This is a genomic window from Sphingopyxis sp. 550B (assembly GCF_057401805.1).
On the sequence record NZ_CM171610.1, the window covers coordinates 3102497 to 3126146 of the forward strand.

Sequence of the window (23650 nt, forward strand, 5' to 3'; positions counted from 1 at the left end):
CCTAGTCCAAGGCCGCGAGAGGGATGCTCGCGGCGGTATCATGGGGCTGGGCGACGATCTGCAGCCAGCACCGTGCCTGCGGCATTTCTTCCTCGTAAAAGAAGCGGCAAGCGAACGCGACCCCGTCGCGGAAATCCGCGTCGCTCAGCTTTGCTGCGACGACGGCCTGGTCCAGCCACAGCCAACCGATAACGCCATGACCGAAAGCGCGCTGGAAGAGCGTGGCGTCGTCGAGCGCGCGCTCGGGCGCCCTGTCCCGCAGCCCGCCAATGACGGTCTCGATCTCGTCCCAGAAGGCCGCGAGGGTTTCGGCATGACGCGACAACTCGGCGTCGGCGGCGGCACGCGCGATCGTTTTGCCGATCCGTTCGCGCAGGACCGCCAATGCCGCTCCGTCGGAGCGGAGCAATTTGCGACCGAGCAGATCCATCGCCTGGATACCGGTCGTGCCTTCGTGAATGGGATTCAGCCGGTTGTCGCGCCAGAGCATCTCGACATCGAAATCGCGCGTGTAGCCATAACCGCCGTGTGTCTGGATAGCGAGGTCGTTGGCAATCAGCCCGAACTCGGCCGGCCAGGTCTTGGCGATGGGGGTCAGGAGAGCGAGCAGCGCTTCGGCTTCGTCGCCCGCCTCGTCCATGAGGCTCGCGCAATAGAGACAAATGGCAAGCGCTCCTTCCGAATAGACTTTCTGGAGAAGAAGCATTCGCCGGACGTCCGGATGTTCGATGATCGGTACCGGATCGCCGCCGGCCATTCCCGCGGGGCGGCCCTGCCGGCGCTCGCGAGCATAGCGAAGGGCGTGACGATATCCGCGATAGGCAATCGCCGCGGCTCCCATGCCGACACCGACGCGCGCTTCGTTCATCATCATGAACATCTGGGCGATACCCTGCCCCTCGTCACCGACGCGCCAGCCGACGGCGCCACCCTTTTCACCGAGATTGAGGAGGCAGTTCGGCGTGCCCCGAAACCCGAGCTTGTGATTGAGACCGGCGACCGCGATGTCGTTGCGCGTGCCATCGGGGAGCCATTTGGGAGCGATGAAGAGCGAGAGCCCCTTGGAACCCGCCGGCAGGCTCCCATCCTCTCGTGCTGCCTTGGCAAGGACAAGATGGACGATATTCTCGCTGGCATCCTGGTCACCGGCGGAAATCCACATCTTGTTGCCGGAGAGACGATAGCGCTCGCCGAGTTCGTCCGTGCCATCGCGGACCGCGCGTGTACGCACGTCGCCGAGGCTCGACCCCGCCTGCGGCTCGGACATGCACATCGTGCCGAACCACCTGCCTTCGATCTCGGGCCTTGCGAAATATTCGATCTGTCGGGGGCTGCCGAAAGCGCAGATCAGCCGCGCATTGGCTGCCGTGAGAAGCGGATAGGCCCAGGTTGCGACGTTGGCGGAGGAGAAAATTCCGCCCAAAGCCAGGCCGATGGTTCCGGGAAGTGCCAGCCCCCCGAGCGCTTCGGGAAAGGTCGCTCCGAAGAGGCCCGCATCGCGCACCTCCGCCATCGCCTCGCGCGCCGCGGGCAGAATGCGGACCTCACCGCCCTCGAGCCAGGGCTCCTCGATGTCGGACTGGCGATGATGCGTGAGAAAGGAAGAGGCCGCCATGCGCAGCGCCATGTCGATGATGGCAGTGTAGGTGTCCCGTGCCTCCTCGTCGCCCACGCCCAGCCATTCGAACAGCTGGAAAGAAAGCAGTCTGGGAGAAAGCAGAAGGTCGCTCATGTCATATCGGTCCAAAGCTTGCGGCCGCGCCGGGCGTCGAGGCAATTTGCCCTTCCGCTAGCTTCCATGTCGATCGAGCACAACCACAAACAGTCAGATCAGATTGCAAAGCGTCCGCAATCGATGTCCGACGACAATCACCCGGCCATATCTTCCAGTTCCTTGCCTTTTGTTTCCTGAATGAAGCGGCTGACAAGGAAATAGCTGATGATCGCGCAAAGCGCATAGAAGCTGTAGCTCACCGCGAGTCCGAGACCCGACGCCATCAACGGGAAGCTCTGCGCCACCAGATAATTTGCGAACCATTGGGCGAAACCGCACACTGCGAGCGCGGAACCGCGAAGCTGGTTCGGGAACATCTCGCCGAGCATCACCCACATAACCGGGCCCCAGCTCAGATTGAAGAAGATGACATACAGATTGGCGGCAACGACGGCCGTGACGCCCAATTGCTCCGACAGAATGAGCTTGCCGCCCGGATCGAGCGTTCCCTGGCTGAACACATAGACCATGACGAGCAGCATCACCGCCATGCCAGCCGACCCGGCAAGAAGGAGCGGCTTGCGCCCGATGCGATCGACAAGCGCGATGGTTACGAGGCAGGCCGCGATGGAGACGGTGCCCGAACCGATATTGATCAGCAGCGCGTCATTTTCGGTGAAGCCGGCAAGCTGCCAGAGCGTCGCGCCATAATAGAAAATCACGTTGATGCCGACGAGCTGCTGAAAAACAGCCAACAGCAAGCCGGCCCAGACGATGGAGCGGACCCGCCCCGTCACCGGATCGAGAATGTCGCGAAGCGAAGGCCTGTGGTCGGCGAAGCTCGCCTGAATTTCGGTGAGCTTGCGGCCGCCCTCAACCGCTCCGAACAAGCGCGCGAGGACGGATTCCGCCTCGCCGTGCCGGCCCCTGGAGACAAGATAGCGAGGGCTCTCGGGAATGAAGAAAAGTGCGAACAGAAAGATGGCCGCGGGCACCGCCTGCATCCAGTACATCCAGCGCCAGGCCTCATAACCACCCCAGAAGAGATTGGTCGACGCGCCCGCGGTCCGCGCGAGATAATAATTGACCAGGAAAGCCGCGGTTAGCCCGGTGATGATCATGATCTGCTGAATTGTCGTCATTCGGCCGCGGATATGGGCGGGCACGACCTCGGAGATATAGGCTGGCGAGAGCACGCTTGCCGCGCCGACGGCGACGCCGCCCGCAATGCGTGCCAGAACGAACAGCCATTGCGCATGGCTGAAGCCTTGGACCAGAGCCCCGACCAGGAAAAGTATGGCGGCAAGAATCATGACGTTCCGCCGCCCCATCAGGTCGGCAAGGCGCCCCGCCAGAAATGCGCCGATGAAGCAGCCGATGAGGAGCGAACCGACGGTGAAGCCGAGCCCGCCTTCGCTCAGCGCGAAGGCCGACTTCAGCCCCTCCTGGGTGCCGTTCACCGCCCCGCTATCGTAACCGAAAAGCAAGCCGCCTATTGTAGCGACCGCGACGATCGCGATAATCAGCGGCAGATTTGTCGCAGGTGCCTGCCTGTCGGACATCTGACCCTCTCCCCATTATTGAAGTCTGACCCCAAAGGACCGACCTCGCGCTTCCGCCACCCGCACATCCGTCTTGGCGCGAAAGGCCGATGGTCCGCCCGGAGCCATCACGACAATTCGCTCTTCCGCGCCGCGCCACCGCGCCGCGAGGTCGACGAAACGAACTCGGCGACCCGGAACTTTCGCACTACGGGTAATATCCCGCCCCATAAACCGTCAAGCGTGACTTTTATTACCCACGAATTTCCAGCGCAAAAACGAGTCGGTCCACAATATTCCGAAGGAAGCAAACGTCGGCCCACGCCGCGCATCCGCGCGGCACGCCAGGATTCGGGCCCTAAGGATTTGATCGGGAAGCGGCATTTTGGGAAAGTGGCGCCATGGATGATTCGGGGTCGCACCCAATTGACGACAAAGATCGATGGAACCGGCTGACCGGGAAGCAGCGCGCGTGCCTTGAGCTGCTCATCGAGCACAAGACGTCGAAAGAGATCGCGCGACTGCTCGATATTTCGAAGCACACGGTCGATCAACGCCTCAACCTCGCGCGTGACGTTCTTGGCGCGCAGGATCGCAATGGCACCGCCTTCATCTACCGGCAGATGAAGGAAAGATACGATCAAGTGACATACGACACAGTGGAGGTTCCGGAGCGCACGGCATTGGTGCGATCCGATTTCCCGGACGGAGGCCCTCCCGACGTCACGGCGCTGCATGACAGTTCCGGGGCGCAAACTGGGCAAACGGGAATTCGCCCGCCGTTCAGGGGTCTGTTCAGGCGCGATCATCATACGGCAAGTCGGCTTTGGATTTATGTGGCCGGACTAGCCGCAACGGTTTGGATTGTTCTGGGCGGCCTTGGCGTGGCCCAGGCGCTCAACCAGCTGATCGCACGCTGACCTCTCCTTAGATTATATCAAAAAGGCCGAGCGCCCATGGTCTCGGCGAAGGAGAAGTTATGTCCGAGAATATTGGCGCAATGACAGCAAGGCTCGAGCGCGATGTCCCGAACGCCGAAGGCAGCATCGACGAAGCACTGATTGCCGTTTCCACCCTGACTGCGAGCGTCGCAATGGCGCGCCGCGCGACGGGTGTTTCTGCCGCCAAGGGTCAGCGGACGATCGTGCGCCTCGTGAAGGCGCAGATGTCGCTGGTCCAGGTCAGCGGCAACATCCTTCGCGCTCACGGCGAGCTCGCCGAGCTTGGAAAGGAAATTGCCGGCTACGACCTGCGGGAGTGCCCGGCGAGCGCGGGCACCGATGCGGCGCCCCTCTCCTCGGTTGCCTGATCCAATTGACCGAGAGCGATCCGCATGAAAAAACTGCGAGATGCGGATAGCCGTCTTCGCCACCATCTTGTTGGTCGCTCTCATTTACGCGGCGTGGAAGGGGGGCGGCCCGGAACGTGCGATGGTCGGGATCGCAATCATCATCATTATCTGGGACCGATTGCTGGTCGGATCTGGGGCGGTGTCCTATCATTCGCTCGATTGGGGCTATCTCGCGCAGGACGTTTTCGGAACCGTTGCCACATTGATCCTGGCGATGGTGGCGTATCGCTTCTGGACGATCCCCGCTGCCGTTCTCCACACGCTCCCTCTGCTCGCCCATCTCAGCCGTGCGGCCGATCTCTCCATCAGTCCGGTCGTGTATCTCACGATGCAGGTGTCCGCGTCGTGGCTGTTCCCGCCCCTCCTCATCCTTGCAACCTGGCATCATCGACGTCGCCTGAAGCGCTACGGGAGCGATCCGTCCTGGCACATCTCGTGGAGATCGCCGCCCCCGGACGCGGCGCGGAGATCGCCAACGCCCTCCTAGACGAATTCCAGTCGCTGGGACGGCTATGGGCGCAGGAGCCCGAGGCGATCGCTCGGACCCCGGGAGCTGGCCACCCCATATCCACCATCATTCGCCACGCGCGGGAAACCGCCATCGCCGCCGCGCGTTCGGACATCCGCGGCATTTGCATCGACCCGTTCGCGCCGGCGCTCAGCCACTATCTGATATTGTCGATGGGAAACCTTGCCGATGAGCGCTTTCGGATCCTGTTTCTCGATCCGTCGCGCCGCCTGATTGCCGACGAGGAAATGCAACGCGGGACAATATCGCAAATCAACCTCTATCCCCGCACCATTTTCCGCCGGGCACTCGAGCTGAATTCCGCTGCCATCATTCTAGCCCACAATCACCCGAGCGGAGATTCGACGCCGAGCAAGGCAGATATCGAAGTCACGCGGCACCTTGAGCAGATCGGCCGCCCCTTGGGGGTGGAGGTGCTTGCGCATATTGTCGTAACCGCGACCAACGCGCATCATCTCGTCGACAGGCCGATATCGTCTGCAAGCTCTGCCGCCGCGGTCACGCTCAGAAGTCCCGAACGGCGCGCTCCTTCGGATGGCGACGATATCGCGCTCACCAATGCGCGGACGATGATGCGGAGGAGGCTGCTGCGGCTGCATCTGTTCGACGCGCCTGAACTCTTCGGCGACCCGGCCTGGGAAATGCTTGTCGACCTCTTCATTCACGAGTGCGAAGGAACGCCACTCTCGGTGACCTCGCTCTCGGTAACGCCAAGCCTCCCGTTGAGCAGCGCCATCCGGCTTTGCCAGAAACTTTGCGATGCCGGACTGGTAAAGCGCGTACCTGATCCGCTCGATGGCCGCCGCACATATATCTGCCTCCACCCCGAGACGTCGCATCGTATTCGAGCCTATTTCGTTGCCGGATCGGATTGACGCTCGCCGCGGCCCAGTTCGGCGGCAAGCTTCGTACCGCCATCCATCCGTCTTGCCAGCGCCTCGACGAAACCGTCCCAACGCCGTTTGCCGGTCGCCTGCGCGGCGGCAAGCGCGCTTTCGGGTAGCGGCGATGTGCTGGTAAGCCAGTGGCGCACGAACAGGGCCAGTGTCTCGTTCGTCAAATCGGTGTGCCATTCGAGCCTTTCCAGAACCCGCAGGAGACGGTCGAACCGCCGGATCAGCAGCTTTTCGGCGCGGTCGTCCTCGTCCGGTGCCAGAAAGGCCGCCAGCGCTGCCTCGACAACTTCGGTCTTCGTGATACCGCGCGCTCTCGCCCGTTCCTCGGCCCGCTGGACAAGGGCGGCGTCGAGACGGAAGGTCTGTTTGATATGGGCACGTCTCACATGTCGATCCCGTCATCGGGATCGAGCGACGCATTCCGCGCCGCGCGCGACAGGCGGCGGTCGGCGGCCGCGCGCGCTCGCGCGGCATCGCCTTGCAAATCGTCGTCGCTATAATCGAACTCGCCCTGCACGGGTCGCGGCGGCGGCGCGATGTCTTCATGGACCGGGATCTCCGGCTCCTGCCGAATGCCGCTGTTGGCCGTATCGCCTTCGGGCTCGGCCTCGGGTTTCGCTTCGGGAGCCGGCAGTGCCAGGAGAGGCTCGTCGCCTCCTTTTGCAGGGACGCTGATCCAATCATTCGGGCGCGGCGCAAGGGCGGGCTTCACCGGAGCCGGCAGCAGACGGGCTTTGAACCTTTCGTCGAGAAAATATCGCGCCTTCTGGGCCCGGATCGGCGGCAAGCCCGCCACCATCACAATCTCCTCGTCGGGTGGCAGCTGCATCACCTCTCCCGGGGTCAGCAAGGCCCGCGCGGTCTCGGTGCGCGAAATCATTAAATGCCCGAGCCAGGGCGAGAGGCGATGCCCGGCGTAATTTTTCATCGCCCGCTGTTCGGTGGCCGTGCCGAGCGCGTCCGATATTCGCTTGGCGGTGCGCTCGTCGTTGGTCGCGAAACTCACCCTGACATGGCAATTGTCGAGGATCGCATTATTCTGCCCATAGGCCTTCTCGATCTGGTTCAACGACTGGGCGATCAGGAAGGCCTTGATCCCGTAACCCGCCATGAAGGCGAGGGCGCTCTCGAAGAAATCGAGCCGCCCGAGCGCCGGGAACTCGTCGAGCATCAGCAGCAGGCGGCGCGGCCGCGCTGCAGGATTGAGCTCCTCGGTAAGCCGCCGCCCGATCTGGTTGAGAATGAGGCGGATGAGCGGCTTGGTCCGGCTGATGTCGCCGGGCGGTACGACGAGATAAAGCGACACCGGCGCATCACCCTCCATCAGATCGGCGATCCGCCATTCGGACGCACCTGTCATCGCAGCAATCACCGGATCGCGATAGAGGCCGAGGAAGGACATCGCGGTCGACAGCACGCCCGATCGTTCATTCTCGCTCTTGTTCAGCAATTCCTGCGCCGCGGCCGCGACGACCGGATGGACCGATGTTCCGAGATGCTTCGTCGTCTTCATCCGCCGCAGCGTCGTCTCGATGGGGCGACGCGGATCCGACAGGAAAGCGGCGACCCCGGCGAGCGTCTTGTCCTCCTCGGCGTAGAGGACATGGAGGATCGCGCCGACGAGCAGCGCGTGGCTCGTCTTCTCCCAGTGATTTCTCTTCTCGAGGCTACCCTCCGGATCGACCAGCACGTCGGCGACATTCTGCACGTCGCGAACCTCCCATTCACCGCGCCGCACCTCGAAGAGCGGATTATAGGCCGCCGAGGCCTTGTTGGTCGGGTCGAAGAGCAACACGCGGCCATGCTTCGCCCGGAAGCCCGCGGTGAGCTCCCAATTCTCGCCCTTGATGTCGTGAACGATGCAGCTCCCCGGCCAGGTCAGCAAGGTCGGGATGACGAGCCCGACGCCCTTCCCCGACCGCGTCGGCGCGAAGCAGAGGAGATGCTCCGCCCCATCATGCCGGAGATAATGCTTCCCGAGCCGTCCGATGATGACCCCGTCCTCGCCGAGCATCCCGGCGGCGCGGACTTCGCGCGGGGTTGCCCAGCGCGCAGAGCCATAGGTCTCGGCGCGGCGACGCTCGCGGGCGCGCCAGATCGACATGAAGATGGCGACGATGATCGAGAGGAACCCGCCCGATGCTGCGATCGCCGCGCCGCGGTAAAAGACCGGCGGCGCATAGGCGTCAAAGGCGAACCACCACCAGAAGAAAGCTGGCGGCGGATAGACGGGATAGTCCGACACGCGGAACCAGGGCTCGCCGAGCGCTGCCTGATACCCAAGCTCCCATGCCGTCCACTGCGTCGCGGTCCACACCGCGCCGAGCACGATCAGGAAGATGACGGTGATTTGCCCCCAGAGGATGCGATCGTTCATATGCTTTCTCCTGTCGGGTCAGATGCCGAGCCCGCGGCCGCGCCCGAGCGACCAGTCGATACCGCCCCCGCCCGTCACGGTTCCGCTGATATGCTTGCCGAGGTGCGGCTCGAGCGCGGGCCGCCAGGGCACGAGCTGGAAGCCGAGCCCGTCGTCGATCATCGCGAAGCGCCCGGAGGCGAGCTGCACCCGCTCACGGTAGATGCCGCTCACATGCTCACCCGGCGCCGAAGGCCGATGCTCGAGGCCGGTCCGCGCGGCGATCGCCTCGACCGCCATCTCCATCTCGCTCCGCTGCAGCGACGCGACCCGCTCCTTCGGGACGGGACGTTCCCTCCCCTGCGGCAAGAGGTCCGTATGTTCCAGAAACTCGGAGCGCGCTTTCATCGCGTCTTGGACCTCTCGTCCGAAGCCTTCGGCGCGCATCGTGCGCTCCGGCGATGCCAGCTGCCGGTCGAGCCAGGTAGCGCCGCGCGCCTCGACTTGCTCACCGATCGGCAGATCCGAGCGAACCGCCAGCGAGATGTGCCGGGCGCCGTCGCGCCCGTCCCAGTGCCGCAGTTCGACGATCGCACCCGACTTTGCATCCCCCGTCCATTGGAGATCGGGAAAGCGAATATGGTGCGTCCGCCCATCGACTCCGTCGACTATCGCATAGGCCGATCCGGCGAGTTCATCGTCGAGCCCCCGGGCAACGAGGCGACCGATCACACTCCCCTCGCCCTGCTCGCCGATGGCGATCGCCGAGGCGTCGAATGCGATCCCGCGCGCCGTCATCTCGCGGTGCATCGTCTTGATGATGTCGCCGCGTTCGCCGATCGCGCGAAGCCGGTCCTCGGCTGCCGGATCGATCACATACTGGGCGGGCCCAACCCGCGAGGCGAGCCCCATCGTTTCCAGCATCGCAGCCCGACCGAGAAGGTGTCGTTCGCGCCCTGCTTCTGTCCCCACGACCGGACGCAGATCTACGATCTCGTTCTCGAGCGCGCGACGCGCCAGTTCGGCATCGAGGCTCGTCCAGCGTTCGGCATCGACCTCGCGGCGGAGCGCGGCATCGACCTGAAGTTCGCTCCTCGGACCCAGCTCGAGCGTCGCGATCTCCGACGCGCGGCCGCGTACACCTTCGGCCATATAGGTCCGGTCGATGACAAGGTCGCTGCCGTCCGCCGCGACCCCGCGCACCAGCACATGGATATGCGGATTGTCGGTGTTCCAATGATCGACGGCGACCCAGTCGAGACCCGTATCGAGATCGGCCTCGAGCTGGCGCATGAGGTCCCGCGTATAGCCGCGCAGGTCGCCGAGCTCGGCCGCATCTTCGGGACTGACGATGAATCGAAAATGGTGGCGATCGCCGGCGCAGAACTCGGCGAAGGCGCCGCGATCGGCCTCGTCGCCGACGCCATCGAACATCGAGGCGTCGCGCCCGTCGCGTGTCACGCCGTCGCGTTCGAGATAGGCGATGTGCCGCCCGAGCGGCGCGGCGCGATACTGTGCGCCGCGATGCCGGACGATTCGTCCCATGACCGTAACGCGGCGCATCGCTGGGCCACGGCGTAAGGCCGCGAGGGCGCGGCGGCCGCGCCCGTGGCGCCCCGTCCCGCCGCGCGATGGCCCGGCGCGCCGGAGCCGCGTCGCGCCCGATCGCGCAGCAGCGCGCCGCACCTCGGCGGCCAGCCGCTTGCCCCGGCCCGCCGATCCGGCCCCGGCATCGCGTCCCCTTCCCGGCCTGATGCGGAAATCATTGTCGTCGGCGCTCATCGGCGCGCTGCCATATCGCAAGCCCCTGAAAAATGGGCCAAACGCAGGGCGCTATATGGCTCAAAGGCAGGGGTGCCATATGATATTACCGCACAAAACCAACCACATACCGCCAGCGAGCTGGCCGGTCTTTTATCTTGCCCTCTTATTTGGCTCCGTGATTTTCGAAGTTTTCGCCATCTCCATCTCTCCTTCATAGCAAGTAATCGGCCCTTATTCGACGACAGCCGTTGAGCATCCGCAATGTGGTCGAGGTCTGATACGCCGTGCACTCTTCCGGGCTCATCGACGGGATGTTGGGACCGCAGCTTTGCGGTGCTGGCGCCGTCGCGGCACATGTCGCTATCGGATTTACGGGGCAGCATCACAGGCACTCCGGCGTGGTCCGCGCGGGGCGGCCACAGGCAAGATATCGTGCTTCCCGTTTTCCAGGTCTGTATCATTCCTCTGCCGCTTGCGCGGACCTCCTAAGCTCGTTGCGCCGTCAACCGGCAGTCAATGGGGCGGTGGTGTTCATGAGTTCGCGCGGCTGAGCCGCCGCAGTTTCGCTGCGTTCGATGCGTCGTTGTCGTGCGCAGACGCGTCCGGATCGCCGACATAAAAGGTGCCGTCGCGCCACATCGCGTGCATCACGATTGCAAGTTTGCGCGCCACCGCGACGCGGGCTTTCGCATGACATTTCGTCTTCGCGAGCTTCAACCCCCATGTCTTGATCATGTCGCGGCCCTTGAACCGGGTAAGCATTGCTGACGCCGCTTCGTAGAGCGCGCGGCGCACGTCGGGATCGCCCGCCTTGCTGATGCGTCCGCGCACATCGATCGACGTGCCCGACTGCCATCGCTTCGACGTCAGTCCGAAGTAGGCGGCGACATTGCGTGAGCGCCGGAACCGCTGCGGATCGTCGATCGCGCTGCTGAAGCTGAGCGCCGTCACTGGACCAACGCCGGGGATAGCCATGAACCGTCGACATAACTCGTCGCGCATCGCGATCTGCACGACCAGCTTGTGCAGCGTCAGATACTCAGCCCACAGGGCAGCGCGCGCCCGAAGCATGCAGTCCATCAGGCCAGCGGTCATCGCGTCGCCGGCAACAGACTCGCGCACGACCTTCTCCATGGCGCCGCGGCCGACTTTGCCGAGCCGGATTCCGAACACCTTCAGGGAGTGGCGGATGGCATTTTCAAGGTCGAGGAACTTGCGCTTCAGATTGCGGCGCTGAACGAGCAGCAGCCTGATCCGATAGCAGGCGTCCGTCTTGACGTGCGCTTGGCGGAACCAGCCAGTCCGCATGATATGGGCGATGCCGAGTGCATCGTTGGCGTCGGTCTTGTTGCGCTGCGCCGACAGCGCCGCGCGCACGTGACGCGTTTCCAGACAGACCGCTGGAACACCTTCCGCCAGCAGCTCGGTATGCAGCCACGGCGACAGCGATCCGGCCTCGTGGCCGACGCGGCGCATGCGGTCGGCATATGGCCTGAGCGCCTCCGCGATCGCAGCCGGATCGGTTTCGACGGCGGTTTCGAACGCTACTTTGCCGTCATCGCCAACGACACAGATTGCGGTTTCGTCGACCGAGACATCGAGGCCGGTAAAGTATTCCATCACACGACTCCTTCGCTTCCGTTTGACCGGAGCGAGGGTCGCGCCGCTGGCGGGAACGACGCAAGGTTTCTCATCGGGCGCAGGGGCCGTGCTGGTCGGGAGCAACGCCAAGTCCTCGCCAAATACGGCGGCAATGCCCCCATCCTCTTCCAGACAAGCCACAACGCCCCAGCCAACAGGTCCGGGCAAGCCATCGAATAGCAGGCGCTCAAGTTCATTGATCGCGGCCGGTAAGCGGAACGAAGAGCGCCGCAGGCGCGCGAGGGGATGCGTCTCGGGCTGCATTTTTGTTGCGCCCGATCTGCACCGGCTCTGCGGCGGAAGGAGCATCCGTGCTACCTTCGCTACGCCCGGCAAAGAGCGATGCGCTGCGCCAGCTGGGTGCCGTCGATGTCAGCGCGGGGGCGAGCGAAGCGACGCCCGATGCGCCGATCGACGGTGCGATCGCGGCAACATAGGCGATGGTTTCGGCGGGCAGTCCGCGTCGTCCGGCGGCGTAAGCGTCGGCGCGGCCGGGACCGGCATTATAGGCGGCGAGCATCAGCGAGACGTCGCCGTAGCGGTCCCACATCATCCGCAGATAAGCTGCGCCCGCATGGATGTTCGCGCGGACATCGAAGGGATCAGAACCCAGCCGATAGCGCGCCGTCAGCATTGCCCAGGTCGCGGGCATGATCTGCATCAGCCCCATCGCACCGGCGTGCGATACCGCGCGCGATCGGCCCCGGCTCTCTACGTGCATTACGCGCCAGATCCACGCCTCCGGAATGGCGAAGCGCCGTGCTGCGTCGGTCACATGCGCGGCATAGGGATGCACCGCCGACGCTCGCCCAGCCGCCTCGCGGGCTGCCGCCGGAACGGCAGGCAGCGCCGCGAGCGCCAGCAATGCGGCAGCGGCGATGCGCATGGCGCGGAAGCGCGCCGAGCGAGCCGAAGGCCGCACCGGTCAGGCTCCGCCCTGCGGCGCCGGACGCGACCACAGCAGGTGATGGTCGCCTTCGTTTCGCGTCGAGCGAATGAGGTTGGCGCGCAGCGGCACCGGAAACGCCGGGTCGTCGATCTGCAGCGCGATATAGGATCCGGCCCGCTCGCCGCTGCGATCCCAGCCCGCCCCGATCTCGATGCCTTCGTCGGCCTCGACGAGCAGCACCCGCCAACTTGGTGCATTCTCGGCGTCGGACGGCGCGGCCGGAACGATCGCGATCATCGCGTCAAGGAGCAGCGTGCGGATCGATCCGGCATAGCCGTCACCTGCGATCTGGAAGTTTCCGATCATCATGGGTCTTGGTCCTTGTCCGGCGAGTTGGAGGGAAGCCGAGCGCCATCCCGGCGCCAGCGCAGCGGCGCGCCGGAGGCGTCGCGGATGAGAATGGGATGTGCGGTGCCGATGACGGCGGAAGTCGGAAGCGGCCCGAAGTAACGGCTGTCGAGGCTCTCGAGCGACGTGCCCAGCAGGAACAGCTCGCCGCGCTGGAGGCGGCGGCAGCCGAGCCAGATCGGCAGCGTTCGCCCCATACGGTCGGCCGATCGCGCGCGCGCCGCAGGCGCGCCGTCGATCGTGACGAAGACGCCGCTGCGGCAGACGAGCGCGCCTTCGGTTGCGGCGACACGCTTCAGCAGCGGCACGCCGCGCGGCAGATAACCGCGTGACACAAGCCAGCCCGCCAATGGTTTGGGCGGCGCAATGGCGACAAGGTCGCCGCGCGTCGGCATCGCGCCGACGTCGATGGAATAGAGCCCGACGGGAACGCTGGAGCTGGCGTTCCAGAGGAGTCGCGGCTGCGGCGCCAGCATCGCGACCGCGCCAAAAAGCACACCGACCAGCCCCCCGCAGGCTGCAGTCGCGCGGAGCCATCGGCGGTTCATCGCTCGACCTCCTGGCGGCGGAGCCAAGCGGCGTGTCGCTCGGCGCTATATGGCCGAAACGGCGCGGCTGCGACGAGCTGCGCGTCAACGTGACGCCAGTGATCGGGCGCGGCATCGCACGCGTCGATGCCCGCCGCCTCGATCAGATCGATCTCGCGCAACACCGCTTGGATTAGCGGAACCTCCACGACACTGAGCAGAATTTCGGCGCCGTGAGCATCACCGAAGAGCGAGGAAGATGATGAGCCAGCGACCGTCGCGACAAGGACGTCAAGGCGCCATCCAACTTGGCCGCGGTCGCATGACCGATATTCAAGCAGGCAGAATGTGGCGCCCTCGTAGAACGAGACGATACGCTTGTGCGCGTCGATCACGCGCTCGGCAGCGACACGTCCGAACCGGACCTGCTGCTCGAAGCGGCCTTCGATCCAGGTCAGTTCGACATCGACCAGCCCGTTGCCGGGACGCAGCGCTCGGGCGCGCGGACTGCCCGGGCGGATCATGGGCCGGGAGCCGACGGGGGAAAGCTTCGGGCACATCAGCGGCGGATCGGCCGCGCGGGGTGGACGGTGCCCTTGCCCGGATCGGACGTCGATTTCTTGCGGCCGATCTCCGCCCAGGCGTCGAGATCGGCGATCGCATAGACGATGCGGCCGCCGAGCTTGCGATATTCGGGGCCCGTTCCATAGCAACGATGCTTTTCGAGCGTGCGCGCAGAAAGGCCGAGATGCACTGCCGCATCCGGTGTGGTGAGGTAGCGCGGGATGAGCGGAGCATGGATGTCGTTCAAGGGATACCTCCGGGCAAGAGCCGGACCCTCTGGCGGGCGCCGGCGGCGAGGAGGCGACAATCGGAAATGCGAGCGAGGATTCGGAACGGACAAAGTTCTGCCGGTCCGAATGTCCCGATCAGGGCGCGGCGAGGAGCATCCGGAAATTGTCGTCGCGCATCGCAATCGCGGCGCGGCGCCAGCGTGCGATGCGCTTGCGCTCGCTCGAGGCATCCCATTCGGCCGCCGAGTAACCGGCGACATCTTCAAGCAACAGCGCCGCTGCGATCTCGCGCGAGGACGCGCCTTGCGCGGCCGCGTCGAGCAAGCGCAGCCACTGGACGAAGCGCCATCTCTCGGACGTACCAAGCGAGCTCGCCAGGTTCGGCTCCTGTCCCTGGAGCCCGAGGATGTGGCGGTGGAGTTCCATCATCCCTGCCGCACGCATGGCCAGGTGCGCGTCGACTGGATTGACGAACGCAAGCCGTTCATTCGCCTCGCATCGAAAGATCGCGAGACGATAACGGCGGCCTCCCGCGACGAGGACAATATGCCATGCGTGCCAGCCGATCAGTTCGGCCGCCACTTCGAGCTTGTCTACGAAGTCGGCAAGGCGGAGCGCGGCAAAACCCCGGGGGCCGGGCCGGGCAACGGTCACATGCGCACAGGCCCGAGGACACCAGAGAGCAGGCGCGAACGCCGCCGGACGCTCAGGATCGACCGCGAAAGACCAACCCCCAGTGGCGCGCATGGCGTGCCAGCAGGCGGCGGCGCTCGTCGCCGCTCGCTGCGAGCGCGGCTGAATATCCCGCGCGGTAATGGGGATTTCGACGCAAAAATTCCTGCGCGAAATCCGCGCGATCATATTGTTCGAATATACTCGGAAAATTTGGCGACTGCCATTCGACTGCCTGATCCATTCGCACCTCCGACCCGTTCGAGGAGAATAAACCGCGGTTTCTCAGCCGGTTCGGCTCACCAGGCATGACATGGTTACCGGCACATATGGGATGAGCGTAGCGCAGTTCGGTCTGAGTTTCGCACCCTAAAGCACTCAATCTGGATATATATCGCCCGGCCTGGGCCGGGCGATATCGCGTTGGTCAATTGTCGCCGCGGCGGGGCGGACGACTCCACACCAGGTCGTGCTCGCCCTCTTCGCCGGCGAAGAGCTGCGCGAACACGGGCGCGGTGAAGCTCGGGTCGTCGAGTTTGACCGAGAGATAGGAGCGCTTGTCCTGGCTCGTTTTCGACCAGGCTGCGCCGACCTCGACATCGCCGACGAACACGCGGTGGCTGGGCGCGTTGCCGCTGGCGTTCGTCTCGGGGACGATGCGGACATCCCGGGCCTGCAACGCGAGGGTGACGATCGCGCCGCGAAATTCGCCATCGACCAGTTTGAATGTACCGATCCTGCTCATGATCATTTCCTTTCTTCGCTCGGGCCGCACCAGCGCGGCCTCGATGCGGATCGGCAGCCGGCCTGCGGGCCGCGACGCAGCCCATGGGCCCGGAGCGCAGCGGAGGACGGCGGGCTCCGTGAGTTTCTTGATCCGCGAGGAACGGCGGCACGCCGGGGGAAGAAAGTCTCGGGACCGCCGTTGCGTCCAGCGGCCGAGCGCCAGCGTCAGGACGGCAGATCGCGCATCCGAAGAGGCCGGGAGGGTTCGGCGCCAGCTAATGGATCATGGGCTCGGGATCGGCAGCTCTAAATGGTCGATTTACGGCGCCATCGTCGAGCTGGGCGGGCGACCGGCCATGTTGCTTGTCAGTCCGGGTGGCGGCGGTCCCGCCAGACTGCGCAAGGCGCCGAAGGCGCCGACCGCCGCCCCCACGATCCCGAGCCAGCTCAGGGCATGCCCTTCTGCGGCAGCCAGTCCCGCAAGTCCGCTCGCCGCCTGATATCCTGCAAAGGCCGCGGGAACGGTGAACGCCAGGGCAACCGGCAGGCGATAGAGCGGCGGAAGGCTGGAACAGAGGATACGGCCCAGGCCGAGGATTATCGCGCCGGTGAAAAGGCCTGCCGCGATCGACATGCCATATCCCGAACCGCGTTCGAGCATCCAGAAACCAGCGCCGATCCCGGCATAGACAGGCAGCGCCAGCGCGGCGAGCCGGAACAGCAGCATGATGATGAAGACGGCCGCCACGGCGCCGAGGATGATCATAAAGGTCACAAGCGTCCTCCTGTCGGACGCGCTCGCCACCACCACAGCGCCATCTGCCCTCTCAGCATAGCAAAACCGCCCCGAAGGCGGAACCGGAAGCCGGCCCACCTCGGGGCGATTTGCCGTGCGGTTTCAGCGGTTGAACGGATCATATTCGCAGATGATGCAGGCGGGATCGCCGTCGAACTCGTCGAGCGGCATGACCGCATATCCAGCCGAGTTTTCGATCAGGACGATGATCGTCATCATCGTGCGGGCGAGATTCCAGCCAAGCGATTGGGCGGTTGAAAGCGGCATATCGAGGCTCCTGTCGGGGAGCGGGACCATCCCGCTCGACAGTCGCCCCGCCGGACGGGGACAGGCCGCAGTCACCGCGGCAAAGCCGCGGCCCAAGCTTGCGAAGGGACCCCATCGGGGTTGACTGTAGGAGGCCGGTCCTCGGCCAAGGGAATAGCGGCAATCGAGAGCGGGACTGGTGCCGCGGTGGCAGAAGCCATGTCGGGCTCCTCCTCCCGGTTGCCGTTGAAATATGCCGATAGCTGCCCGATGATGAGGCAGACCGATGCTACCGCACAGGCCTGCTTCGCTCCGCTCGACTGGAAAGGCCGACCCGATGGATGACGATTTACGCCAGGCGCTCACCGCGCTCATCCGCATCCGCGACGACGGCAATCTGGTCGACCGCACCAGTGATGAAGGCGGCTATATGTCCCAAGAGCTTGAGGATATTCTGGACACGATCGAGGCCGCGCTCGACGAAGCGTGATGCGAACATGCGAATGCGGCCCCGCTTGAAAGCGGGGCCGCGATGCTGTCGGATCAGGTACCCGGGGGATTCCAGATCAGCACCTTCTTCGAGGGATCGTCGCCCGGCGCGTTTGCGACGTTGCAGAAGATCTCGCCGAGTTCGGGGGCCGAGAGCGACACCGAGATATATTCGGCGCCGGTCGAGCGCGCGGTCTTCACCCAGCCGCCGCCGAGTTCGAACCCGTTGCGCCGGCTGACGACGCGGAAATCGGGCTCGCTGTCCTTCGCCTTGCGGCCGTTCTCGACGATCGCGATCGGCACGGTGACCATGAGGGTCGCGAGCGTGCCTTCGAGGCTGCCGTCGTCCTTGAGGGTCAGATTTCCGATGGTGGTACCCATGTTCAGTCTCCTTTGATGCTCGGGGACCATCCCCGATGGCGCCAGAAGGAGGGGCCGTGAGCCGCCGTCACCGAGCGTATGCGAGGGCGAACCCCCAACGGGGGTTGACGGCATTAGGCGAGCCGAGCCCCGCAATCAGGCAGCCAATGAGGGAGAGGTCCCTTGCAACGGGAGACTGAGGGTCATCAGTGGAAATCGTGACTCCGGATACGCAGCGGCGCGTCACGCGAGTCCGGTCCTCCCCCATTCCGCGCCCCATCGCCGCGTCCCGGTGCTATGGAAAGGTCGCTGCGGCCGACCGAGCGCAGCAGCGCATCATGATCGATGATCCGGTCGCAGATGATGTGAATGACCTCGCCTTCCTTCTGAAGCCGACCTCGCATCGCGATCATCGAGGCCGACATGATCTGGCGCCGATAGATGTCGAACCGGTCGGGCCAGAGGATGCCGTTGGCGATGCCGGTCTCGTCCTCGATCGTGACGAACAGCACCCCCTTCGCCGAGCCGGGCCGCTGCCGCACGAGAATCACGCCGGCGACCTCGACGTTCCGGCCATCGCGGATCTGCGCGAGGTCCGCGCAGCGGACCACGCCCATCGCGTCGAGCTCGTCGCGCAAGAAACTCAAGGGATGCGCGCGCAGCGACAGCTGCAGCGTGCGATAATCCTCCACCACCTCCCGCCCCTCGGTCATCGGCCGAAGGGCCGTCGGCGGTTCGAGCCCCTCGGGCGAGAAGCTCGCCTCGCGCGCGTCAGCGGCCGCGAACAGCGGCAGCGGCGCTTCGCCGAGCCCCCGCACCTTCCAGAGACCCTGCCGCCGGTCCTCGGCGAGACAGGCAAAGCCGTCGGCCTCGGCGATCCGTTCGATCGCGGCGCGCGGCACGCCGGCGCGGCGCCACACATCCTCGACACAATCATAGGGCACCCCGCCCCGAGCCCCCACAATCGCGGCGCCATGGACGTTCGCAAGGCTGCGAACCTGGCGAAAGCCAAGGCGCACGGCGCGATAGCGCCCTCCCCCATCCTCGAGCGTGCAGTCCCAATGGCTGTCGTTGATCGAGACCGGGCGCACCTCGACACCATGATTTCGCGCATCGCGCACGATCTGCGCGGGCGCATAGAAACCCATCGGCTGCGCGTTGAGCAATGCGGCGCAGAAGACATCGGGATGATGATGCTTCATCCAGCAGGACGCATAAGAGATCTTCGCGAAGCTCGCGGCATGGCTCTCGGGAAAGCCATAAGAACCGAAGCCCTCGATCTGCTTGAACGTCCGCTCGGCGAAATCCTTGGGATAGCCGCGCTCGACCATGCCGCCGACGAGCTTGTCGTAGAAATGCGAGACGCCCCCTGTCAGCTTGAAGGTCGCCATCGCGCGGCGGAGCTGGTCGGCCTCGGCCGGCGTGAAGCCCGCACCGACTATCGCGACCTTCATCGCCTGTTCCTGGAAGAGCGGGACGCCCAGCGTCTTCTCGAGCACGGCGCGCAGCTCGGGCTTGGGATATTCGGGCTTTTCGCGGCCCTCGCGGCGGCGAAGATAGGGATGGACCATGTCGCCCTGGATCGGGCCGGGACGGACGATCGCGACCTCGATCACGAGGTCGTAGAAGCATTTCGGCTTGATCCGCGGCAGCATCGACATCTGCGCGCGGCTCTCGATCTGGAAGACCCCGAGCGTATCGGCCTTCTGGATCATGCCATAGACCGCCGGATCATCGTCCTGCAGGTCGGCCATGCCGACCATAATCCCCTTATGCTCGGCGAGCAGGTTGAACGCCCGGTTCATGCAGCCGAGCATGCCGAGCCCGAGCACATCGACCTTCATGAACTTCAGCATGTCGATATCGTCCTTGTCCCATTCGATGATCTGGCGGTCCTCCATGCGCGCCGGTTCGATCGGCACGAGATCGTCGAGCCGCTCCTCGGTCAGCACGAAGCCGCCGGGATGCTGCGACAAATGCCGAGGCGTTCCAATAAGTTGCCGCGCGAGATCAAGACATAATCTCAGCCGATGATCGCCGGCATTGAGATTGAGCTCGGCGATCCGCTCCTCGGGGATACCGTCCATCGACCAGCCCCAGACGAGGCCGGTGAGCATCTTGGTGAGATCGCGCGGCAGCCCGAGCGCCTTGCCGACTTCGGCAACGGCGCCGCGGGTCCGGTAGCGCGTGACCACGGCGGTCAGCGCGGAGCGATGCCGCCCGTAGGTCTCGTAGATCCACTGGATGATTTCCTCGCGCCGCTCATGCTCGAAGTCGACATCGATATCGGGCGGCTCCTTGCGCTCGCCCGATACGAAGCGCTCGAAGAGCAGTTCATGCTTGATCGGATCGATCGAGGTGATGCCGAGCAGGAAGCAGACGCAGCTGTTCGCCGCGCTCCCCCGTCCCTGGCACAATATCCCGCGCCGCCGGCTCTCGGCGACGATCGAGTTCACCGTCAAGAAATAAGGAGCGTAATCGAGTTCTCCGATCAACCGCAGCTCATGATCGATCTGTTGCCGGTAGGCCGGCGGCACGCCCCCGGGAAACATGCGCGCAGCGCCTTCCTCGGTGAGCGCCGCGAGCGCCTCCTGCGCGGTGCGGCCTGCCATCACCTCCTCATAGGGATATTGGTAGCGCAGCTCGCCGAGGTCGAAGCGGCACATCGCCGCGATATCGGCGGTCGCCTGAACTGCATCGGGAAAAAGCGCGAAGCGCCTTTCCATCTCGGCCGGGCTCGTCAGGGCCCGGTCCATGAAACGCTCGCGCTTGAAGCCGAGCGCATCGACCGTGGTCTTCTCGCGGATCGCGGTCAGCACATCTTGGAGCGGTCGGCGTTCAGGCGCATGATAGAGGATGTCGCCGCAGGCGACGGCTCGAACGCCGACATCGCGCGCGAGATCATCGAGCGCGCGAAGCCGCGCATGATCCCCGGGCCGCCGGCGCAGGCCGAGCGCGAGAAAGGCGCGGGGGCCGAAGGCCTCGCGTAGCTCTGCAAGGTCGAGTCTCGCGCGATCATCAGCGAGATCCGGAACGAGGATCGCGACGAGGCCGTCGGCCGAGGCCGCGACGTCGGGCCAGTCGAGCCAGCATTGGCCCTTGCCGCCACGCGCTTTGCCCAGTGACAGGAGCCGCGTCAGCCGCGACCAAGCTGGCCGATTGGTCGGATAGAGCAGGATTGCGCGGCCATCGCGGAGGTCGACGCGCGTCCCGGCGATCAGCCGGACACCCGTCGCCTCCTGCCCCGCGAGGCCACGCACCATGCCCGCAACGCTGCCCCGGTCGCAAAGGCCGAGGGCCGAATGGCCGAGGCCCGCGGCGGCCGCGAACAGCTCTTCCGGCGAAGACGCCCCACGCAGAAAGGAGAAATGGCTCGTCGCCTGAAGCTCGACATAAGTGGTCGGGGCGCCGGTCATCCGAAGACGCCGTGCATGTACCAGCTCAAATCGCCGGTCGCGTCCTCCTGCGCGTCGCCGCGGCGGAAGAGCCAGAAGCGCTCGCCCGTCTCCGCCTCGACCCGGAAATAGTCGCGCACCGCCCACATTTCGTTCGCGCGGCGCCACCATTCCCCATGGATGCGTTCGGGACCGTCGCCTGCGACCACGGCATAGCTCCGCCCGCGCCACGCGAAGCGGCGCGGCGGATGGTCTGGAAGCAATGCGACGACGCCCGAGAGCGCCTCGGGGCGGGCAAGCATCCGCGCGGGCCGCGGCCAGGCGGGCCAGCCCGCCGGCGCCGCGAGCGGCCCGGCGCGCGCGATCGCGCGCTCGGGCACGTCGCTCTCGACCGACCGCAGCCGGAACAGCGCCGCCTCGCCCGCGCGCCCCGCGAGCTGGTCAACGAGCGGCGCGATATCGCGCGCCCGCACCTCGTCACCGAGCGGCGCCGCGACGGCGAGCGCGCCAAGCGGCTCGACCGCGGTCGCCGCGAGCCGCATCGCCTCGATCCCGAGCCCCGGCTCGATCCGGTCGATCCGAAGCCGGAACAGGCGAACGAGATGCGCCGCGTCGCGCGTCGCGCGCGCGGTCCCGACGGCAATGCGCTGCTCGGCGGCGTCGACGCGTTCGCAGCATAGCAAGGCGCTGCGCAGCCCGAGCCCGCGGGAGCGTAAATCCGACACAAGATCGCCGACCAAATCGCCGATGACCTCTTCGATCGCCTCGGCGGTCCCGATCGGCTCGACCAGCCGGCGCTCGGCGACCGGCGTGTCGAAGGGAATGACCGGCACGATCGGTTCGGGCAAAAAACCCCGCGCCTGGTCGAGCCGCTCGACCGCAGCGCGCCCGAGGCGCCGCGCCAGCGGCCCGCGGGGCATCGGGTAGAGATCGGAAATCCGCTCGATCCCGAAGCGCGCGGCCGCGCCGAGCGCCTCCGGCGATAGCCGGAGCGCCGCCAGCGGCAGCGAAGCCAGCGCCTCTCCCTCCTTCCCTTCCGGCAACACCGTCGCCGCCTCGCGGCCGTAGCGCGCGAGCGCGTGCGCGGCGCCGGGCGTGCCCGCGATCGCGACACGCGCGGTGACGTCAAGACGCCGCAGGAAGGCGATGAGCCGCGCGGCAAAGCGGGCTTCGCCGCCGAAAAGATGCGCCGCGCCGCTGATATCGAGCCAGAGCCCGTCGTTCCCCGACACCGCGGCGGTCGGGGTCCAGTGTCGCGCCGCATGAAGCGCAAGGCGGTCGAGCCAGGCCGCATCGTCGCCGGGCGCCGCATCCATTACGTCGAGATCGGTCACCAGCGCCCGCGCATGCGCCGCCGCCATCCCCGGGGACAGGCCGAGTTCGAGCGCGAGCGGGCACGCGGCGGTAACGATGTCGCGCTGCCCGGACCGAAGGACGAGGATCGTCGGGCTGGCACCCCAATTCGGCAGAAGCGCAAGCGGAGCCGGTGCCCGAGGTGCGCTGTCGTCGCCGCGGACCGGGCGAAAGGCAGGCGCAGCCGCTTCGCTTCGGCGTGCGAGCTCGCGCATCGTCGGGCGCTGATGCGCCGGCAAGGCCGCAATCGCGGCCTCGCAATCGCCCGCGCCTTGCGCCCAGCGCGCGCCCGGGCGCCAGCCGCCGCCCCTGGGTACCGAGCAGGGTCCGGGATTGTCGTCGACGGGCGGCGGAAAGCGCGGTTCGAGCCGCGACGGTTCAGGCGGCGCGGTCGGCCGCGAGCCTGTCCGCTCGGCCCGGCGCAGCCGCTCGATCGGCAGCTGCGGCAGGAAGAGCGAGGCGACCCTGATCATCGCACGCCTCCATATCGAGAGAAAATGGCGGTCCGCCGCGCTGGCGGACGAGCTCGACCGACCAGCGCCCGCGCCCGACACCGGGCCCAGAGAGGCGCTGCGAGGCGAGCGAACCGATCCGCCAGCGCGTCATCGCGAGCGAGGGATCGGCGAGCGGACATTGGCCGTAGCGGCGATAGCGGCGGTAGAGCAGCATCGGCGTCGCGCCTTCGGACGCGGCAAGCTGCAGCCGCCGCGTCGCGGTCTGGTCGGCCGCCTTCACTTCGGCGACGACGCAGCCGAGCGCCCCGTCGCGCAGCGCATCCTCGCAAAGCGCGAGCAGTTCGCGGTCGTCTTTGCCCTGAGCATAGAGGATGCGCTCGGGTCCGAGTCCGGCTTGCTCGAGCCCCGGCGCATAGAGATCGAAGCGCGTCAGCGCCCAAAGGACCGAGAGGCCGGGCTCTGCGGCAAAGCGCGCGGCAATACCCGCAGTGAAGAGCGTCGCGGCGGCATCGTCGGCGAGGCTCGCCGAAGCTCCCGCGATCTCGTGGAGGCCCGCGCCGTCGAGCCCGCCGCCCGCCAGGGCTTCATCGAGCGGCGCCATGCCGAACGGCAGCGCCGGACCGCGCGCCGAGCGGACGTGCGCGATCGTCGCGCGAAGCGCGGCGAGCTGTTCGGCAGAAGGCCGGGACGGAGGAATTAGCGTGATGGTCATAGGGCAACATCGGTCTAAATGTTCCCTATATGTTCT

Annotated in this window: 25 protein-coding genes; 5 read left to right on the plus strand and 20 right to left on the minus strand. The window is 65.9% G+C overall.

Annotated elements, in window-relative coordinates; all coding sequences use genetic code 11:
• Position 1 precedes the first annotated feature (1 nt).
• Both AC2S9W_RS14505 and AC2S9W_RS14510 read right to left on the minus strand, forming a co-directional pair.
• The gene (locus tag AC2S9W_RS14505) at positions 2-1672 is read right to left on the minus strand and encodes an acyl-CoA dehydrogenase family protein (RefSeq protein WP_486571100.1); all 1671 of its coding nucleotides are present in this window, start codon (positions 1670-1672) and stop codon (positions 2-4) included.
• 197 nt (positions 1673-1869) lie between these two features.
• Positions 1870-3276, minus strand: a complete 1407-nt coding sequence (locus tag AC2S9W_RS14510) for a sugar porter family MFS transporter (protein WP_486571101.1) — start codon at positions 3274-3276, stop codon at positions 1870-1872.
• Positions 3277-3656: 380 nt separating this feature from the next.
• Here AC2S9W_RS14510 and AC2S9W_RS14515 point away from each other — a divergent pair, with 380 nt between their 5' ends.
• Genes AC2S9W_RS14515 through AC2S9W_RS14530 form a run of 4 tightly spaced genes read left to right on the plus strand, consistent with a single transcriptional unit; the run spans position 3657 to position 6010 of the window.
• Positions 3657-4175: a helix-turn-helix transcriptional regulator gene (locus AC2S9W_RS14515; RefSeq protein ID WP_486571102.1), complete on the plus strand. Its 519-nt coding sequence runs from the start codon at positions 3657-3659 to the stop codon at positions 4173-4175.
• A gap of 59 nt (positions 4176-4234) precedes the next feature.
• On the plus strand, positions 4235-4564 hold the full coding sequence (locus AC2S9W_RS14520) for a hypothetical protein (protein ID WP_486571103.1): 330 nt from the start codon (positions 4235-4237) through the stop codon (positions 4562-4564).
• Between the two features lie 40 nt (positions 4565-4604).
• Positions 4605-5093, plus strand: a complete 489-nt coding sequence (locus AC2S9W_RS14525; RefSeq protein WP_486571104.1) for a hypothetical protein — start codon at positions 4605-4607, stop codon at positions 5091-5093.
• Positions 5042-6010: a JAB domain-containing protein gene (locus AC2S9W_RS14530; protein WP_486571105.1), complete on the plus strand. Its 969-nt coding sequence runs from the start codon at positions 5042-5044 to the stop codon at positions 6008-6010. The genes AC2S9W_RS14525 and AC2S9W_RS14530 overlap by 52 nt, the downstream gene beginning before the upstream one ends.
• Here the strand turns inward: AC2S9W_RS14530 and AC2S9W_RS14535 are convergent.
• The 14 genes from AC2S9W_RS14535 to AC2S9W_RS14600 all read right to left on the minus strand — a co-directional run bounded on the left by AC2S9W_RS14535 (position 5986) and on the right by AC2S9W_RS14600 (position 16871).
• Positions 5986-6417, minus strand: a complete 432-nt coding sequence (locus tag AC2S9W_RS14535) for a CopG family transcriptional regulator (protein WP_486571106.1) — start codon at positions 6415-6417, stop codon at positions 5986-5988. The genes AC2S9W_RS14530 and AC2S9W_RS14535 overlap by 25 nt on opposite strands.
• On the minus strand, positions 6414-8408 hold the full coding sequence (locus tag AC2S9W_RS14540; protein ID WP_486571107.1) for a conjugal transfer protein TraG: 1995 nt from the start codon (positions 8406-8408) through the stop codon (positions 6414-6416). Before AC2S9W_RS14540 ends, AC2S9W_RS14535 begins: the two co-directional genes overlap by 4 nt.
• A gap of 18 nt (positions 8409-8426) precedes the next feature.
• Positions 8427-10169, minus strand: a complete 1743-nt coding sequence (locus tag AC2S9W_RS14545; protein WP_486571108.1) for a relaxase/mobilization nuclease domain-containing protein — start codon at positions 10167-10169, stop codon at positions 8427-8429.
• Positions 10170-10682: 513 nt separating this feature from the next.
• Positions 10683-11771 carry an IS110 family RNA-guided transposase gene (locus AC2S9W_RS14550; protein WP_486571109.1) on the minus strand — a complete coding sequence of 363 codons (1089 nt, stop codon included), beginning with the start codon at positions 11769-11771 and terminating at the stop codon, positions 10683-10685.
• Positions 11772-11985: 214 nt separating this feature from the next.
• On the minus strand, positions 11986-12678 hold the full coding sequence (locus AC2S9W_RS14555; protein WP_486571110.1) for a lytic transglycosylase domain-containing protein: 693 nt from the start codon (positions 12676-12678) through the stop codon (positions 11986-11988).
• 39 nt (positions 12679-12717) lie between these two features.
• Complete coding sequence (locus AC2S9W_RS14560; RefSeq protein WP_486571111.1) at positions 12718-13050, minus strand: DUF736 domain-containing protein; 333 nt, start codon at positions 13048-13050, stop codon at positions 12718-12720.
• Positions 13047-13637: a S26 family signal peptidase gene (locus tag AC2S9W_RS14565; RefSeq protein ID WP_486571112.1), complete on the minus strand. Its 591-nt coding sequence runs from the start codon at positions 13635-13637 to the stop codon at positions 13047-13049. The genes AC2S9W_RS14560 and AC2S9W_RS14565 overlap by 4 nt, the downstream gene beginning before the upstream one ends.
• Positions 13634-14140, minus strand: coding sequence for a DUF2840 domain-containing protein (locus tag AC2S9W_RS14570; protein ID WP_486571113.1), 507 nt, complete (start codon positions 14138-14140; stop codon positions 13634-13636). The genes AC2S9W_RS14565 and AC2S9W_RS14570 overlap by 4 nt, the downstream gene beginning before the upstream one ends.
• Before the next feature lie 35 nt (positions 14141-14175).
• Positions 14176-14427: a helix-turn-helix transcriptional regulator gene (locus AC2S9W_RS14575; protein WP_486571114.1), complete on the minus strand. Its 252-nt coding sequence runs from the start codon at positions 14425-14427 to the stop codon at positions 14176-14178.
• Positions 14428-14545: 118 nt separating this feature from the next.
• The gene (locus AC2S9W_RS14580; protein WP_486571115.1) at positions 14546-15157 is read right to left on the minus strand and encodes a DUF2285 domain-containing protein; all 612 of its coding nucleotides are present in this window, start codon (positions 15155-15157) and stop codon (positions 14546-14548) included.
• The gene (locus AC2S9W_RS14585) at positions 15117-15392 is read right to left on the minus strand and encodes a transcriptional regulator domain-containing protein (RefSeq protein ID WP_486571116.1); all 276 of its coding nucleotides are present in this window, start codon (positions 15390-15392) and stop codon (positions 15117-15119) included. Before AC2S9W_RS14585 ends, AC2S9W_RS14580 begins: the two co-directional genes overlap by 41 nt.
• A 117-nt stretch (positions 15393-15509) precedes the next feature.
• A complete protein-coding gene (locus AC2S9W_RS14590; protein WP_486571117.1) occupies positions 15510-15827 on the minus strand; it encodes a DUF736 domain-containing protein in 318 nt (105 codons plus the stop codon).
• Between the two features lie 300 nt (positions 15828-16127).
• Entirely contained in the window at positions 16128-16583 is a 456-nt protein-coding gene (locus AC2S9W_RS14595; protein WP_486571118.1) for a hypothetical protein, read from the minus strand.
• A gap of 123 nt (positions 16584-16706) precedes the next feature.
• Entirely contained in the window at positions 16707-16871 is a 165-nt protein-coding gene (locus AC2S9W_RS14600) for a hypothetical protein (protein ID WP_486571119.1), read from the minus strand.
• 316 nt (positions 16872-17187) lie between these two features.
• On the opposite strand from AC2S9W_RS14600, the gene AC2S9W_RS14605 reads away from it, so the two are divergent.
• Entirely contained in the window at positions 17188-17340 is a 153-nt protein-coding gene (locus AC2S9W_RS14605; RefSeq protein WP_486571120.1) for a hypothetical protein, read from the plus strand.
• A gap of 53 nt (positions 17341-17393) precedes the next feature.
• Here AC2S9W_RS14605 and AC2S9W_RS14610 read toward each other — a convergent pair whose 3' ends face one another.
• From AC2S9W_RS14610 to AC2S9W_RS14625, 4 genes are all read right to left on the minus strand, one after another.
• Positions 17394-17720, minus strand: coding sequence for a DUF736 domain-containing protein (locus AC2S9W_RS14610; protein WP_337180275.1), 327 nt, complete (start codon positions 17718-17720; stop codon positions 17394-17396).
• Positions 17721-17905: 185 nt separating this feature from the next.
• Complete coding sequence (locus AC2S9W_RS14615; protein ID WP_486571121.1) at positions 17906-21115, minus strand: error-prone DNA polymerase; 3210 nt, start codon at positions 21113-21115, stop codon at positions 17906-17908.
• Positions 21112-22920, minus strand: coding sequence for a DUF6504 family protein (locus AC2S9W_RS14620; protein WP_486571122.1), 1809 nt, complete (start codon positions 22918-22920; stop codon positions 21112-21114). Before AC2S9W_RS14620 ends, AC2S9W_RS14615 begins: the two co-directional genes overlap by 4 nt.
• Positions 22826-23614 carry an ImuA family protein gene (locus AC2S9W_RS14625; RefSeq protein WP_486571123.1) on the minus strand — a complete coding sequence of 263 codons (789 nt, stop codon included), beginning with the start codon at positions 23612-23614 and terminating at the stop codon, positions 22826-22828. The genes AC2S9W_RS14620 and AC2S9W_RS14625 overlap by 95 nt, the downstream gene beginning before the upstream one ends.
• Positions 23615-23650 lie beyond the last annotated feature (36 nt).

Excerpts from the sequence above, each read along its gene's own strand:
- AC2S9W_RS14510 (WP_486571101.1), bottom strand. The coding sequence starts at position 3,276 with ATGTCCGACAGGCAGGCACCTGCGACAAATCTGCCGCTGATTATCGCG.
- AC2S9W_RS14515 (WP_486571102.1), top strand. The coding sequence starts at position 3,657 with ATGGATGATTCGGGGTCGCACCCAATTGACGACAAAGATCGATGGAAC.
- AC2S9W_RS14520 (WP_486571103.1), top strand. The coding sequence starts at position 4,235 with ATGTCCGAGAATATTGGCGCAATGACAGCAAGGCTCGAGCGCGATGTC.
- AC2S9W_RS14525 (WP_486571104.1), top strand. The coding sequence starts at position 4,605 with ATGCGGATAGCCGTCTTCGCCACCATCTTGTTGGTCGCTCTCATTTAC.
- AC2S9W_RS14540 (WP_486571107.1), bottom strand. The coding sequence starts at position 8,408 with ATGAACGATCGCATCCTCTGGGGGCAAATCACCGTCATCTTCCTGATC.
- AC2S9W_RS14545 (WP_486571108.1), bottom strand. The coding sequence starts at position 10,169 with ATGAGCGCCGACGACAATGATTTCCGCATCAGGCCGGGAAGGGGACGC.
- AC2S9W_RS14550 (WP_486571109.1), bottom strand. The coding sequence starts at position 11,771 with ATGGAATACTTTACCGGCCTCGATGTCTCGGTCGACGAAACCGCAATC.
- AC2S9W_RS14555 (WP_486571110.1), bottom strand. The coding sequence starts at position 12,678 with ATGCGCATCGCCGCTGCCGCATTGCTGGCGCTCGCGGCGCTGCCTGCC.
- AC2S9W_RS14560 (WP_486571111.1), bottom strand. The coding sequence starts at position 13,050 with ATGATGATCGGAAACTTCCAGATCGCAGGTGACGGCTATGCCGGATCG.
- AC2S9W_RS14565 (WP_486571112.1), bottom strand. The coding sequence starts at position 13,637 with ATGAACCGCCGATGGCTCCGCGCGACTGCAGCCTGCGGGGGGCTGGTC.
- AC2S9W_RS14570 (WP_486571113.1), bottom strand. The coding sequence starts at position 14,140 with ATGATCCGCCCGGGCAGTCCGCGCGCCCGAGCGCTGCGTCCCGGCAAC.
- AC2S9W_RS14580 (WP_486571115.1), bottom strand. The coding sequence starts at position 15,157 with ATGCGCGCCACTGGGGGTTGGTCTTTCGCGGTCGATCCTGAGCGTCCG.
- AC2S9W_RS14585 (WP_486571116.1), bottom strand. The coding sequence starts at position 15,392 with ATGCCTGGTGAGCCGAACCGGCTGAGAAACCGCGGTTTATTCTCCTCG.
- AC2S9W_RS14590 (WP_486571117.1), bottom strand. The coding sequence starts at position 15,827 with ATGAGCAGGATCGGTACATTCAAACTGGTCGATGGCGAATTTCGCGGC.
- AC2S9W_RS14600 (WP_486571119.1), bottom strand. The coding sequence starts at position 16,871 with ATGCCGCTTTCAACCGCCCAATCGCTTGGCTGGAATCTCGCCCGCACG.
- AC2S9W_RS14605 (WP_486571120.1), top strand. The coding sequence starts at position 17,188 with ATGGATGACGATTTACGCCAGGCGCTCACCGCGCTCATCCGCATCCGC.
- AC2S9W_RS14610 (WP_337180275.1), bottom strand. The coding sequence starts at position 17,720 with ATGGGTACCACCATCGGAAATCTGACCCTCAAGGACGACGGCAGCCTC.
- AC2S9W_RS14615 (WP_486571121.1), bottom strand. The coding sequence starts at position 21,115 with ATGACCGGCGCCCCGACCACTTATGTCGAGCTTCAGGCGACGAGCCAT.
- AC2S9W_RS14620 (WP_486571122.1), bottom strand. The coding sequence starts at position 22,920 with ATGATCAGGGTCGCCTCGCTCTTCCTGCCGCAGCTGCCGATCGAGCGG.
- AC2S9W_RS14625 (WP_486571123.1), bottom strand. The coding sequence starts at position 23,614 with ATGACCATCACGCTAATTCCTCCGTCCCGGCCTTCTGCCGAACAGCTC.